Consider the following 13,870-nt stretch of genomic DNA (forward strand, 5'->3'; position numbering starts at 1 on the left):
AGGTCTCCTATGTAGACGGAGTCAGAGAGCTTGCGGCGTGCCCGAGTCCTCCTTCACGAGACCGTCGTCCTCCGGCTTGCCCTCGGCCTTGTTGTTGGCCTGCTCGTACTTGTCGCTGGCTTCCTTGTAGGTGTTGTACGAGGCTTCGGCCTGCTCGCCGGACGCCTTGGCCTTCTCGCCCGCGGCCTTGGCGCTCTCGTTCGCCTTCTGCGCTTCGTCGTTGGCCTTCTCGGCGGCGGCGATGTCCTTCTTGTCGCCGGTCTCCATGGCCTTGGCACTGGCTTCGGCGGCCGCGGCGTTCTTGTGGGCCGCGTCCACGTTCGCCGACTCGAGTGCGGCCTGGTCGTTGCGGGCCGCCTCGTTCTTCGTGTCCATGTCCGCCTGAGCATCCTTGGAGGCCTTGTAGGTCTCCTTCTGCTCGTCGTTCATGTCCTCTTCCTTGGGCGCGTACTTCTCCTGGAAGTCGTCGCTGGCCTGCTTGGCCTCGTTCGTCGCGGCCGTGGACTCGTCGAGCTGCTGCTTGCTGTTGTCGGCGGCGGTGGCGACGTCCTGCTGTTCCTTCGCGAAGTCCTGCTGTGCCTTTACGAGCTCGTCGCGGTCGGCCTCCGCCTGGTCCTTGGCCTGGTAGAAGTCGTCCTTGGCCTGCTCGTACTTTTCCTTCGCCTTGTCGAACGCCTCCTTGTCGCCGCTCTTGGCGGCGGCTTCCAGCTCCTTGCCCGCCTTCTCGACGTCGTCGGCGGCGTCCTGCGCCTTGTTGGCGGACTCCTCGGCCTTCTTGCCCTTGTTCTCGACGTTGTCGGCGGCAGCCTTGGCCTCGTCGGCCTGCTTCGCCTCCTCGTCCTTGGCGGCCTTGTAGTCGTCCTGCTCCTTCTTGGCGACGTCGCTCTTGTCCTTGACCTTGTCGGCCTCGCCCTTGATCTCGTCCTTCTTCGCGTCGTTCTTCGCGTCGTCGTCGAGCGCCTTGTCCGTGTTCTCGTCGACGTCCTTGACCGCGCCGTACCCGGCGTAGCCGATTTCGCCGACGTCGGCGGCGTTCTCGAACCGCTCCCAGCCCTTCGCCAGCATCTTCAGGGCCTCCTCGAGCTTCGGCACCATCGCGCCGAGCTTGCGCAGCGCGTTGACGATCTTCGAGAGGCGGGAGGTCAGCTTGCCGACGAAAGCGGCGATCTGGGCGGTCGCCTTCCCGACGAGGACGGGTGCGGCAAGGCCCAGCGTGAGGACGAGGGCGGCGGCCGCCTCGATGAGGAACGCGATCAGACCGCCGATGAAGGTCGCGATCATGTCGCGGATGATGTCCCGGCCGATCTGGATGATCACGGCGACGACGGCGATGACCTTGGCCTTCGTGTCGGCCGCGGACGCCATCTTGTCGAGCTCGACGCTGAGCTGCTCCATGCTCGCGCGGTAGGCGTCGGAGGAGTCACCCTCCCAGCCCGTGAAGGCGGCCATCTGCTTCTGATGATCCGCCGACAGCACCCGGAGCTCGGCCGCGTGCGCCTTGGTGTCCTCGGAGTTCTGCCTGATCTCGTCGGGGTCACCGGTGATGGCGTCCAGCGCCTCCTTCAACGGGTCGACGTGCTCCAGCAGCCAGCCGACACCGGCACCGAGGATCTGGGCGAACGGGTCGGCCACCAGCTCGACCACCGAGGAGACCGCGCCGATCGTGTCGAACGCGACGCCGATCGCGTACTCGGTCTGCGACTCCGCGTCCTCGTTGATCGACGTGATCATGCCGTCGAAGGCCTCGATGAACAGGGTGCCCTTGTACTTGTTCTCCTCGGTGACGTTGACACCGGGCAACGTCGAGGTGTTCGTCTGGTCCGGGTTGGCCGGCGCCTTGATCTGGCCATCGGTGTTGACTGGAGCGGACATCGCGGGTTCCTTAGCGAGTGAGGGGCGGGATCACCAGGGACGGTCGGCCGGGTCGTCTTCCTCCGCGGCCGCCGGACGTGGCCGCCGGACGGGTGCCGCGGCGGGCGCGGGACGGCGGGCGGCGCGGACGGGTTCCGGCTCCGGCTCGAACTCGACCGGCTGCCAGCCCTGCGGGGTCTCGCCCTCTTCCTCGTCGAGCTCGTACGGGTTGAGACCGCGGATGAGCTCCAGCGACTCCTCCGCGTCCGGGAAGTGCTGCTGGAAGGTCGCCATGACGTCACGCGAGAGGTCCTGCATCGCCCGGTGGAACGTCTGCATGATCAGCGTGCCCAGCTGGGTGTGCCCGAGCTCGCAGGCGCGGTGGCCCAGCTTGATCTCGTCCAGCCCGCCGTTGGGGTTCACCGTGATCGTGACGGCACCGTTGGCGCTGGTCGCCGTCGCCTTCTTCCCGGAAAGCTCGGCGGTCATGGCCTCGGACTTGCGCTTGAGCTCCTCGGCCCTGGCGTTCATGTCCGCGATCCACTGCTCCGGATCCTGCATCTGGCTCTCCTTGTTCACAGATCAGTCCCTGACCAGGGAGCCCGCGAGCGGGCTGCGGTCCTGTTTCCACGCCACGCAAAGCACTTCCTGATGACCGGGAGCGATCGGCTCGTTCCTGGCCAGCCACTCCTTCTCGGTCGGGACGAGCGCCGTGTACCCGAGCACCTCGGAGCTCTGCTTCGACATCGACACGAACTGCTCGTCGCAGAACTTCTTCGCGTAGTCCACGAGCCATCGCCCGCCGGGGAACGGAACCGGCTGCGGCTTGTCCCAGAACGGCGTCGAGGCGGCGAAGAGCTGGATGCTGTGCTGCTTGTCGCACGACACCGCCTTCAGCACCGGCTTGCCCTGCATCAGGAACTCCGGCGCGCACTCGTTGTCCGCCAACCCCCAGCCGGGGATGTCGCCCGCGCGGCCGAACGTCGCGATCCGGCGGGCGGGTAACGCCGTTCCCACCGCCTGCGAAGCGGTGTCCTCCGACCACGTCGGCAGCGTCGGTCCCTGCTGGGCCGCCGTTGGTTGCGCCGCCGCCGGCCGGTTCAGCACGTAGTAGCCGGCGAACGCGCCCGCCGCGAGCACAACGGCACTCAGCGCCGCCACGGCGAGCTGGATCCCGGTTCGCTTTCGTTGTGCCGGAACAACATGCGCCGGAGCAACATTCGGCGGAGCAACATTCGGCTGAGCAACATTCGGCTGGGCCGGTGCGCCCTGCACGATCCGCGTCAGCATCGCCCGCGCCTGCGCGGCGGTGAGCCGGGCCAGCGGGTCGACGGTCAGCAGGCCGCGGATCACCTCGGCCAGCTCGGGGGACGCCCGGCGCAGCACCGGCGGCTCGTACATCACCGCGTGCAACGTCGACGCGGTGCTGTCGCGCTCGAACGGGCTGATGCCCTCGACGGCGTGCGCCATCGTGACACCGAGCGCCCACAGGTCCGACGCGGGTGAGGCGGGCCGGCCCTGCAGCCGGTCCGGCGACATGTAGGCCGGTGAGCCGAGCATGCCGTTCGTGGTCAGCTTCGGGTCGTCCATCGCCTGGGCGATACCGAAGTCGGTCAGCGTCACCCGGCCGTCCGGGCGCACCATGATGTTGCTGGGCTTGACGTCCCGGTGCACGATGCCCGCCGCGTGGGCGGATTCGAGCGCCCCCAACGCCTGCAGCGCGATATCCGCGACCCACCGCGGGTCACGCGGCCCGAACCGGCTGATGAGCGTGGACAGGTTGACCGCGTCCACCAGCTCCATCACCAGGTACGTCCGGTCGCCCTCGATGAGGACGTCGTGGACGGTCACCACGGCCGGATCGTTGAGCTTGGCGGCGCTGCGGGCCTCCCGCAGCACGCGTTCCTCGGCGACCCGCCGCTCCTCGTCGGAGGTACCCGGTTGCGGGAGCAGCTCCTTGATCGCGAGGGTGCGCCGCAGCAGCTGGTCCTCGGCCCGCCAGACAACGCCCATCGCGCCACGGCCGAGCTCCACGACCAACGCATAACGATCGCCGATGACTCGCACGGTCGTCCTTCCGGATCAGGCGGCCGCGGAGCGCGACAGCAGGGATTCGATACGCGCCAGCAGGCGACGGTGGTCCGCCGGCGCGACGCTCAGCCACGTGCCGTCCTTGACCATCAGATAGCGACCGCGCGGCGTGTCGAACCACGTGACCACCATCGGCGCGCGCCTGCGCTTACCGCGGTCGGTGCACGACACGCCGAACTGCCCGCCCGCCACCCGGCTGGTGGCCAGCTCGCTCATCAACGCGGCGTCCGCCGGGGAGAGACCGGCTTTCAGGAACGCCGACCGCTCGTCGTGCACGGTGCCGCCACCCCACGGGTGGTCGTCCTCGTCGTCCTCCGCGTCGACCAGCGCGGCGGCCTTCTCCAGCGCCTCGACCGGGACCGACAGCGCGTGGCCCGGCCCGGCTTCCCGCTCTGGCAGCACTTCCAGCAACGCGGCGGTCAGACCGGCCGGCCGGATCACCGACAGCTCCACACCGCGTGCGCTCACGACCGCCAGCACCGCGAAACCACCTTTGGCCGCGGCCAGCGCACGCACCGGGCCGTCCGCGTCGGCCACCAGGTCCACCGCGACCTCGGCCTGGCCGAGCACCCGCAGCAACGGTTCGACGTCCCGGCGCAGGTGATCCACGTCGGCCTTGCCCGCGCGCGGCACGTCGAGCGGATAGGGCACACCGCCGAGGCCGAGCTCCGGCCACAGCGTGCCGAACTCCTCCGGGGTGAGCACGTAGCGAGGCGAGTACGTCATGACTTCCCCTTCTGGGGCTTGGGCGGGGCGACGTCGCCGATCACCGCGGGCGGCAGCTCGGCGCCCAGCAACTCGACGATCTCCTCGCTCAACGCGTACTTGTTCTTGCGCTCGAGGTCCTGCCCCTGCTGCCCGCCGTGGCCGCCCGCGCCCGGCGCCATGGGGCCGTACCCCGCGCCGCCCGCGTTCGCACCACCGGCCGCCGCCGCAGGGATTCCGCCACCACCAGGGCCGGCCCCGAAGGACCCGCCGACCTTCGGCACGAAGGTCGCCGCGCGCAGGGACTCCCCGGTAGCGGGCAGAGGCGCCGCACCGCCCTGGCCGGCCGCGCCGCCGCGGAACGCACCGCCACCACCGAAACCACCACCGCCGCCACCGCCACCGGCGCCGCCACGTGCGGCGGCCGCGGCCGTGCGCTGGTCGCCCGGCTTGTTCAGCTCGAGGTCGCCCTTGATCTGCTTGCGCTGCTTCGACTTGCCCTTCGAGTCCGCCGTGGTCGCCGAGCATGGCTGCGACTTCTTGTCCGGCCGCTCGTACTTGCCTTTGTACGACGGCCCGTAGCTCGCCTTGTCGTCGCATTTGCCACGGCCGAACTTGCCGGCCGAACGGGAGCTCGCGGCCGTCGAGCCGTACCCGCCACCGCCGTAGTAACCGGACGCCGAGGTGGAGTCGCCGTTGCCGCCGGCCGAGTGCTGCTGCGCGGTCATCAACGGGGCCGGGTTCTCGACCTGGCCGGTGACGGGGTTGAACGGCGGCGCGAACGCGGGCGTCGTGCGGTCGAGCGCCATCGACTCCTGTTCCATCGTCCGCATGACGTCGATGGCCTGCTGCCGTACGTCCGTCGACTCGTCACGGGCCGCGCTCGCGTCCTCTGTGGACCCGGCGAGCCCGGCGATCGAGCCGCCCGAGAACGTCTTCACGGCGTCGTCGTAGCTGAAGTTCTTAGGCTCCGGCATGCTGGCGCGCGCCGTCGCCATGATGTCGCCCTGCTGCTGCACCTGGCCGGCCATCTTGACGGCGGTCTCCGCCGTGCGCGTCACCCAGTCGGCCAGCTGCCGCATCCCGGCGCGGGCGCCGTCGGCCGTGCTCCCGGTCCAGCCGGCCTCGGCGGCCGTCACGCCCTCGCTGATCTCCCGCGCGGCGTCGGTGAGCTCACGGCAGAAGCGTTCCCACTCGGCGCTGATCTCCCCGACCTGCCCGGGATGGTTCTTGTCGTGGATCGACTGGTAGAGCTCCTCGTGCGAGTACTCCGACCAGTTCTGCTCGTCGGTCAGCGCCGGCTTCGACTCGGGCGCCTCGAGGTAGCTCGGGTCCACTTTGGCGGGACGCTCGGCGGCCGCGCCGCTGTCGATCGGCACCACCCTGGCGTTGCCCTGGGAGTCGACGAACCCGCGCACCGGGATGTTCTCGTCGAACGTGGTCTGCTGAGTCATCGTTTCCGCCCTCTCAGACGATCTGGGTGCGGAACGTGGCGGCCTGGTCATCGTCGGCGTTCGTCAGGTTGCGCATCGCACCGCTGACCGCGTCCTGCGTCTGCCGCAGCACCTCGCGGTACGCCGTGATCACAGCGAGGAAAGACGTCTCGTCGCCGCCGGCCGCGTTCTCGAACTTCTCGGACATCGCCGCGCCCACGGGGTTCGTGCCGAGCGGCGCGGGCCGGGCCAGGCGGCCGATGCGCTCCAGCCACGAGTCGGCCATGTCCATCTGGTAGTTCAGCAGCTTCGTGAGCCGGTCACCCGTCTCGTGGTCCAGCGACACGTTCCCCGTGCTGACGGACTCCTTGAGCGGCACGGCGGGTGTTGGAGCCGCAGTCTGATCCAGGTACATGCCCATGCCTCTCGCCCTCGTTGCCTGCTGGCCGATCACCTGCCGCCAGTCACGTGGGAGGGGTCCCACAGGTTCGAGACGAAATTGCCGGGCGTATCAATTGGTGATGGCCAATCGGACGGCCGAACGGCGCTGACCTGGCCAAAAATGTGTCCAGCTCCGAGCGAATCGTGCACCCGATCACACCATCGGGTGACGAACTGAGACGAACCGCGGGCCAAACGAGGCCGTACGCGCGGGACGACAGCCGCCACGCATTGTCCCCATCGGTCACCGCACAGTAACCGGACTCCGCACCGATCGCGTCGCGCGCACCGTGGAGCAACGGGCCCATCACCTGCGCTTCAAGGACGCCATGCCGGACCAGATCGAGCTGCTCACTCCGCACCAGTGCCTGCAGCTGCTGCCCACGGTGCGCGTTGGCCGCATGCGGCCGCATCAGGTGGTGGTCCGTGTCGACGGCAAGGCGAACCTGGGCGCGATCAGCGGCGGCACGGTGATCGCGTTCGAGGCCGATGACCTGGATCCCGATCTGCCGGCGGGCTGGGCCGTGACGGTGGTCGGCCACGCTCATCTCATCGACGAGACGGACAACCTCATCGAGCTCGCCCACGGCCGCTGCGTCGGTATCGCTATGGAGAGGGTGACCGGACTACGACTGAGCCGCGCCGTGCTGTTCTGCGCCCGCACGTGCACTCGTCCTCATAGGACAGTGAGCCACCTCGACGAACGTGATGCCGCGTTCGCCTAGGACGCGAGCAAGTCCAAGGAGCGCTTGGCACGCGCGAGGTTCACGCGAGCTTCCTCGAATCTGTTGTCCGCTGAGAAGTGGGCGAACGCCCGGCGCAGATGCCCCAGCGCGGCGGCCAGCGGCCCGTTGGGGTGTGCCGTCTCCTGGAGGGCGAGCGCGTGCTGCACGGGAGAGTCGACCGCCAGCAAGTAGCTGAGCAGCACATCCGCCACAAGATCGTCCGCGAGGTCGCCGCGGGCGTGCGCCAACGTCGTCACCATGGTGTCGACCGCTGCGGTGAGCACGGCCACCGCGTGGCTGCGATTCGCGGGATCCGGAGTGCTCACGGGCGCCACGGTAGCCCAGCGCGGGACGGCACTGTGAGATTCCAAGCTCCGTCGACGGACCATTGGCAGCGCTGCGTCACGGGGCGGGGCCGCGTGGCCGGGGTTCGGTTCAACCGGTCGGATGATCACACTCTCGCGAGCCGTTGTTCAGCGTTCGTGGCAGTGCGCCTTTCGCGTTCGAGCACGTCCATCACGGTGAAACTCAATCTTTCGGCGGTAACCGCCGGCCACGTCGAACTCGTCGATGTTGCAGGAGTTGCGATCACTGTCGCCCGTCGAGACACCACTGACCGTGCTCCACTGACCAAGCGGCCGCTCAGCTGTCGTGCGATCACCAGAAGGTCCGGGCACGCTGGCCCGATGACCGGTACACCGATCTACGACGAGCTCGCGGCGCGGTTCTTCCCCCAGGCCTCCCGCCGGCCCGACCAGGCATCTCCCCAGGCGGGCGAGGGCGCGCCCAACGCCGGCGCCCGGCAACAGCACGCCGAGCGTCCGGCATCGCCACCACCGACGTAGTCCCGCAGTACTGTCACCAAACATCGCGAGGGGTGCGCACCTCTCCCCGCCCCATGCCAGGCCGACTCCACGGCGACCGGAGGGAAAGCGACCATCGTCGCCGGCATCGCGTCCGCGCGCGGATGCCCATACGGATGCCGTCGAAACGTGCACATGCCGTCACGCCCGGGTACCCACTCGATGCCCCAGCCCGAACGCCACAACCGAGGGAGGCGCGCCATGCTCGACGTCAGCAGCGCCGCCGCCGAAGCGATCAACGCGATTACCGCGTCCACCGGGCAGCAGGACGTCGCCGGACTGCGGATCCAGGTCGCCGACACCACTGACCAAGGCGCGGAGCTGTCCGTCTCGATGACCGACCAGCCCGCTCCGGGCGACGAAGTGATCACCTTGAGCACAGGCTGCACAGTGTTCGTACAGCCCGACGCCGCGCTGTACCTCACCGACAAGGTGCTCGACGCCCACAAGGACATCGACGGAAACATCCACTTCACGTTCCACAGCAAGGTCTGATCAATCACGTTCACCGCGCGCCCTCCGTCTTGTCCGGCGACATGCGGAGCCGGCCGGAGTCGCTGTTGGTGATGATTCGGTCACCCGATCGGTGGGCACCCACAGAGTGCACGCTGCCGACGGAAAGGTGCCGCTGTGTCCGCCGACGATCAACTCCTGGCCGATCGCTATCGGTTGGCCGAGGTTCTGGGCACCGGTGGGGCCGGGGAAGTACGCCGTGCATGGGACACCGTCTTGCGGCGTAACGTGGCGATCAAGCTGTTCCAAGGCGGGTGTGACGCTGCGGGCCCACGCCGATTCGACAACGAGATCCGCACGCTGGCCGGGTTGTCCCATCCGGGACTGGTGTCGGTGTACGACGCGGGCACCGACGGGCCGACGCCCTTCGTGGTCTTGCAACTGGTCGACGGAGTGACGTTGCGCGATCGCATCGCGCGCGGCCCGATGCCGGTCGCCGAGGTGTGCGAACTGGGCAGTTCACTCGCGGAGGCGCTCGCCCACGTGCATGACCACGGCGTCGTGCACCGCGACGTCAAGCCCTCCAACATCCTGCTCGACCGCGACGGCGCCGCACACCTGGCCGACTTCGGTCTGGCGCGGGTGGCGGGCTCGCCCCGGCTCACCAGGGCCGATCAGTTCGTTGGCACGGCCGCCTACCTCGCCCCCGAACAGGTGCGCGGCACTGAGATCACGCCCGCGGTCGACGTCTACGCACTCGGTCTGGTGCTGCTCGAATGTGTGACAGGTCGCCGCGAGTACGAAGGCAGCGAGATCGAGACAGCCGTCGCCCGGCTGCACCGCCCGGTTCACATCCCGGATGATCTCCCCTTCGCGCTGACGCGGCTGTTGACGTTGATGACATCACTCTCCGCCCGTCGCAGGCCTTCCGCACATGAGTGTGCAGGTGCGCTACGGGCGATCAACAGGTCCGGCGCGGCCCGTCCGACCGCCGACGCCCCGACACGAATCGAGCACCGTCCCACACGTCCTCACAAGCCGGCGTTACTGGCCGCCGCCTCGGCCATTGCGCTCGTTGCCGGCCTCGGCAGCGTGATCGCGGCACGTGACACGGCTCCGATCAACTCGACGCCTCCTGCGAGCACCGCACCCCCGGCCGCCGGTAAGGCGCCTATAGGTGGCCAAACACCGCAGTCCGTTGCGCAACCGGTTCAACAGGACGTGCCCGCGACGTCCACAGTTGTGGCGCCCGGTCCGGTGGAAGACAAGGACACCGCAGAGAAAGCAAAAGGCGGCAAGGGGAAATCGGGCAGGGGAAACGGCAGGAACGGCTGACTGTCCAACGAGGCGCCGCAATGGTGTCAGCGCGCACTGGTGGACAGCTCGATCGCGGCCGGCGCGGTCGTGCCGCAGCACCCGCCGCTCGCCTCTTCGGCCGGCGCGTCGAACACGCCGGCACCGCCGCAGACGCCGGTCTCCGGCAGCACGAGCTCGACCCGGCTCGCCGACTCGTGGTCGCCCGCGATGGCGGCGACCACGCTCCGAACCTGCTCGTAACCGGTGAGCGCGAGGAACGTCGGCGCACGGCCGTAGCTCTTCATCCCCACCAGATACACACCGGGCTCCGGGTGCCGCAGCTCGGCTTCACCGTGCGGGTAGACCGTGCCGCACGAGTGCACGTTCGGGTCGATCAGCGGCGCGAGCTTCGTCGGCGCCTGTAGCACCGGGTCCAGGTCGAGGCGGATCTCGGACAGCCACGACAGGTCCGGCCGGAACCCGGTCAGCACCACGACCTCGTCGACGGGCTCCAGCCTGTGCCCGTCGAACGACTCCAGCACCAGCCGGCCGTCGGCGCCCTGCCCGACGGAGGCGGTGCGGAACCCGGTGACCGTCTCGATGTGGCCGGCCTCCGCCGCCCGCTTTGCCCGCAACCCGAGTGCACCGCGAGCGGGGAGCTGATCGGCCTCGCCGCCACCGAACACGTTGCCGACCGCGCCGCGGCGCAGCAACCACACGATCTGCGTCCCAGGCTCCTGCTCGGCCAGGTCCGCGAGCGCAACGAGCGCGGTGAGTGCGGAGTGGCCACTGCCCGCGACCGCGATCCGCTTCCCCGCGTACCGCGCACGCTCGGCGGCGAGATCGGGCACCCGATAGCTGATCCGGCCGGCCGCCGCCTTCTCCCCCACCGCGGGCAGCCCGTCACCGCCGAGCGGGTTGGGCGAGCCCCACGTACCCGACGCGTCGATCACCGCCCGCGCCGCGATCCGCTCCTCCCCGGACGCCGTCTCGACATGGACGGTCAACGGCTCGTCCTCACGCCCGCCGTCGACCACGCGGTCACGGCCGCGACGCGCCACTCCCACAACGCGGGCACCGAACCGGACCCGCTCACCGAGCACAGCGGCGAGCGGCCGCAGGTACAGCTCGGCCCACTCACGACCAGTCGGGTATGTCGTCGCCTCGGGCCGGATCCAGCCGGCGTCCTCGAGCAGCCGAGCAGCGGCCGGGTCCACGAGCTCGCTCCACTGCGAGAACAGCCGGACGTAGTTCCACTCGGCGACGGCCGCCCCGGCCTGGTCACCGGCTTCGAGCACCAGTACCCGCTCGCCACGTTCGACCAGATGCGCGGCCGCCGACAAGCCGGCCGGACCCGCGCCCACCACGACCACTGGCAACTCGCTCACCGCACACGCTCCCTGTATCGAGGATCATCGAATCAACGTCGCAGACTCTATCGACGCGGATCGATTGACGCAACCATCGACGGCGGTCGATACTTGCCCTCATGACGACGACGGCACCTTCACTCGCCGCCGAGGACGCGGCCCGGTACGCGGAGTGGTTCGCCTGCCTCGCCGAGCCCACCCGCGTGCGCCTCGTGCACGCCGTGGCCACCGCCGGCCGCGCCGTGACGGTCGGCGAGCTCACCGAGTGGCTCGGCATCAGCCAGTCGACCTGCTCGCACCACGTCCGCAAGCTCGCCGACGTCGGGTTCGTGTTGCTGCGCAAGGAAGGCACCGCCACCCTCGTCACCGTCAACGCCTCCTGCTGCACCGGCCTCCCCCACGCCGCCGACGCGGTGATGGGCGTGCTCGCACCGCGGCCGTGCTGCCCGACCGACCTGCCCGCCGATGTCACCATCCGCGCGCTGCGCGACGAGGACTGGGCCGACGTCCGTCGCATCTACGCCGAGGGCATCGCCACCGGCGACGCGACGTTCGAAACCGAGGTGCCGCAACGCAAGTCGCTGGACGCCAGGTGGCTACCCGGCCACCGCTGGGTCGCCGAGATCGACGGCACCGTCGCGGGCTGGGCCGCTCTCGCTCCGGTGTCCACCCGCGACTGTTACTCCGGCGTCGCGGAGACCTCCGTCTACGTCGGCACGGACTTCCGCGGCCGAGGAGTCGGAAGAACCTTGGTGCACAAGCAGGTCACCGCCGCCGACACCGACGGCCTGTGGACGTTGCAGACGTCGATCTTTCCGGAGAACCGGGCCAGCCTGGCACTGCACCACTCCGCCGGGTTCCGCACCCTCGGTGTGCGCGAACGCATCGCCCGGCACCACGGCGCGTGGCGCGACACGGTGTTCCTCGAACGCCGCCGCACCGACTAACCGACTTCCCGCAACCGCCGGCCGTCGCCGTACTCGGCGACGGCTACTTCGAGATACAGCTCGCTGCCCGGCTTACGGCGAAGGCAGGCGGGTGCGGGCGGACAGCTTGGCCGCCCGCACCCGTTGCACCGTCAGTTGTGGTTGAGCCGCACGGCGTGGACGTCCGCGCCGTCGGCGATGGTTGAGGTGAAGAACGCGATGGTGCTGTTACCGGAAATCGTTTCGAGTCCCATGTAGTCGCCGAGGAACAGGCCTCTCGGGTCGCCTGGTGCGAAGAACGAGATCGGAGCGGTGTAGTGGTCGAACGGCCCGTGCAGGTGCTGTTCGGGCTCCCACGTCTGGGTGCCGTTGTGTGAATGGCGGACCCAGACGTCGGTGGTGGCGATGCCGTCACCGAGCACGTTGTTCCGGTCGTCCCAGTAGGTCAGGGTGACCGTACCGGTGTCCGACACGTCGATCGCGTGGTTGTACGACTGCACCGTCGGACCACCGGTGGAGGCGACCACCGGGCCGCTCCAGTGCCGTCCGCCGTCGGTCGACTTGGCGAGCACGACCTTGTTCAGCGCCGTGCCGAGGCCGTCCGCCCACACGACGTAGATCGCGCCGCTGGTCATGTCCACCGCGATATCGGGCAGGTAGTCCTCGGCGCGGATCGGGAAGTTGTCGTCCGGCACGAACAACTGGGTTGTCCGGATCGGCGCGATCTGCACAGGTGCCGACCAGTGCAGCCCGGCGTCACGGGAGCTCATGACGCCCATGTAGACGCCCTTGTCGTTGAGACCCGCGCCGGTGAACAGGTTCGCGGTGACGTTGTACAGGGTGCCGTCCGGGCCGACCGCGATCTGGTTGCCCTGGAAGTACGAGTTCGAGTCGCGCATCGGCACCGGCGTCGACCACGTCAGCCCACCGTTGGTCGTCCGGGAGAACATCGCCTTTCCGCGATAGGCGAACGAGTGCAGGTCCGCGATCGGGTGCTGCTTGCCGTCGTTGGGGTAGCTACCGCGGATCCACGTCGCATACGCGTAACCGGGGCGCGTCGGGTCCCCGGTGATGGAGACCTTGTCGTTGAACACGCCCCGGTCGCCGTTGTCCTCCTGGATGATCTGCGGCGGCCGCCAGGTGCCGGTGGTGCGGTCGAGGCTGGTCACCGCGATCGCGGACAGACCCAGTGCGGCCGAGTCGATCGGCTGGCCGATGAAGTAGGCGTTGCCCGCCTTGTCATAGGACACCCACGGGTCGGTGACGCGGCCGAACCGGGTCGGGCCGCCCTGGCAGGCGCTCCACGGCACGTCCGGCAGCTTGGTCCACGAGGCGCCGCCGTTGTGGGTGATCCACGAGCTGAGGCCGCGCGCGCCGCCGTCCGGCCAGCGGTCCTGCTGGGACGCTCCGATCATCTCGTCCGGGTTGGCCGGGTTGACCGCCACCTGCGGCTCGACCTCGGCGTTGTCGTAGGCGGCGGCGAAGTCGGCCGACGCGCCGAAGGGGCAGGCCGTCAGCGCCGACGGGCCGCTGACCAGGACGTCGGCGCCGGCGGAGAACGGGGCCGCCGACGCCCCGGTCGCTGTGCTCAAGAGAATCAGCGGGACGACCGCAGCTGCCGCGGTGAGCCGTCTGGTCGCATGCATGGGGGTACCTCCGCATGTCTGCATCCCCCCTCATGGGTGAATCGTCGGACTCAGCCGGATCGTTGCGCCC

General features: G+C 69.3%; 14 protein-coding genes. 5 read left to right on the forward strand and 9 right to left on the reverse strand.

Annotation, left to right across the window (positions count from 1 at the left end; all coding sequences use genetic code 11):
- Positions 1-21 precede the first annotated feature (21 nt).
- Genes QSK35_RS21660 through QSK35_RS21685 form a run of 6 tightly spaced genes read right to left on the reverse strand, consistent with a single transcriptional unit; the run spans position 22 to position 6,501 of the window.
- Complete coding sequence (locus tag QSK35_RS21660) at positions 22-1,872, reverse strand: WXG100 family type VII secretion target (RefSeq protein ID WP_285749008.1); 1,851 nt, start codon at positions 1,870-1,872, stop codon at positions 22-24.
- A 30-nt stretch (positions 1,873-1,902) separates the two neighbouring features.
- A complete protein-coding gene (locus QSK35_RS21665) occupies positions 1,903-2,412 on the reverse strand; it encodes a YbaB/EbfC family nucleoid-associated protein (RefSeq protein ID WP_285749010.1) in 510 nt (169 codons plus the stop codon).
- Positions 2,413-2,433: 21 nt separating this feature from the next.
- Complete coding sequence (locus QSK35_RS21670) at positions 2,434-3,918, reverse strand: serine/threonine-protein kinase (protein WP_285749011.1); 1,485 nt, start codon at positions 3,916-3,918, stop codon at positions 2,434-2,436.
- Between the two features lie 15 nt (positions 3,919-3,933).
- Positions 3,934-4,668, reverse strand: coding sequence for an ESX secretion-associated protein EspG (locus tag QSK35_RS21675; protein WP_285749012.1), 735 nt, complete (start codon positions 4,666-4,668; stop codon positions 3,934-3,936).
- Positions 4,665-6,101: a PPE domain-containing protein gene (locus QSK35_RS21680; RefSeq protein WP_285749013.1), complete on the reverse strand. Its 1,437-nt coding sequence runs from the start codon at positions 6,099-6,101 to the stop codon at positions 4,665-4,667. Before QSK35_RS21680 ends, QSK35_RS21675 begins: the two co-directional genes overlap by 4 nt.
- Before the next feature lie 13 nt (positions 6,102-6,114).
- Entirely contained in the window at positions 6,115-6,501 is a 387-nt protein-coding gene (locus QSK35_RS21685) for a hypothetical protein (RefSeq protein WP_285749016.1), read from the reverse strand.
- A 349-nt stretch (positions 6,502-6,850) separates the two neighbouring features.
- On the opposite strand from QSK35_RS21685, the gene QSK35_RS21690 reads away from it, so the two are divergent.
- Positions 6,851-7,246 (forward strand): pyridoxamine 5'-phosphate oxidase family protein, encoded by a 396-nt coding sequence (locus tag QSK35_RS21690; RefSeq protein WP_285749018.1) that lies wholly within the window; start codon positions 6,851-6,853, stop codon positions 7,244-7,246.
- Here QSK35_RS21690 and QSK35_RS21695 read toward each other — a convergent pair.
- Complete coding sequence (locus QSK35_RS21695; RefSeq protein WP_285749020.1) at positions 7,243-7,572, reverse strand: hypothetical protein; 330 nt, start codon at positions 7,570-7,572, stop codon at positions 7,243-7,245. The two genes, QSK35_RS21690 and QSK35_RS21695, sit on opposite strands and share 4 nt — an antisense overlap.
- A gap of 360 nt (positions 7,573-7,932) precedes the next feature.
- On the opposite strand from QSK35_RS21695, the gene QSK35_RS21700 reads away from it, so the two are divergent.
- The 3 genes from QSK35_RS21700 to QSK35_RS21710 all read left to right on the forward strand — a co-directional run bounded on the left by QSK35_RS21700 (position 7,933) and on the right by QSK35_RS21710 (position 9,897).
- Positions 7,933-8,091, forward strand: coding sequence for a hypothetical protein (locus tag QSK35_RS21700; protein WP_285749022.1), 159 nt, complete (start codon positions 7,933-7,935; stop codon positions 8,089-8,091).
- A 219-nt stretch (positions 8,092-8,310) separates the two neighbouring features.
- Positions 8,311-8,604: an iron-sulfur cluster biosynthesis family protein gene (locus QSK35_RS21705; RefSeq protein WP_285749024.1), complete on the forward strand. Its 294-nt coding sequence runs from the start codon at positions 8,311-8,313 to the stop codon at positions 8,602-8,604.
- A 135-nt stretch (positions 8,605-8,739) separates the two neighbouring features.
- Complete coding sequence (locus QSK35_RS21710) at positions 8,740-9,897, forward strand: serine/threonine-protein kinase (protein WP_285749026.1); 1,158 nt, start codon at positions 8,740-8,742, stop codon at positions 9,895-9,897.
- 26 nt (positions 9,898-9,923) lie between these two features.
- On the opposite strand, the gene QSK35_RS21715 is transcribed toward QSK35_RS21710, so the two are convergent.
- Complete coding sequence (locus QSK35_RS21715) at positions 9,924-11,246, reverse strand: FAD-dependent oxidoreductase (protein ID WP_285749028.1); 1,323 nt, start codon at positions 11,244-11,246, stop codon at positions 9,924-9,926.
- Positions 11,247-11,347: 101 nt separating this feature from the next.
- Between QSK35_RS21715 and QSK35_RS21720 the strand changes: the two genes are divergently transcribed.
- Positions 11,348-12,175 (forward strand): helix-turn-helix domain-containing GNAT family N-acetyltransferase, encoded by an 828-nt coding sequence (locus tag QSK35_RS21720; protein WP_285749029.1) that lies wholly within the window; start codon positions 11,348-11,350, stop codon positions 12,173-12,175.
- 131 nt (positions 12,176-12,306) lie between these two features.
- Here the strand turns inward: QSK35_RS21720 and QSK35_RS21725 are convergent, their stop codons facing one another.
- Positions 12,307-13,800, reverse strand: a complete 1,494-nt coding sequence (locus QSK35_RS21725) for a sialidase/neuraminidase family protein (protein ID WP_285749031.1) — start codon at positions 13,798-13,800, stop codon at positions 12,307-12,309.
- Between the last annotated feature and the right edge of the window lie 70 nt (positions 13,801-13,870).

The sequence above is a fragment of the Lentzea sp. NBRC 105346 genome, assembly GCF_030269605.1.
GTDB lineage: Bacteria > Actinomycetota > Actinomycetes > Mycobacteriales > Pseudonocardiaceae > Lentzea.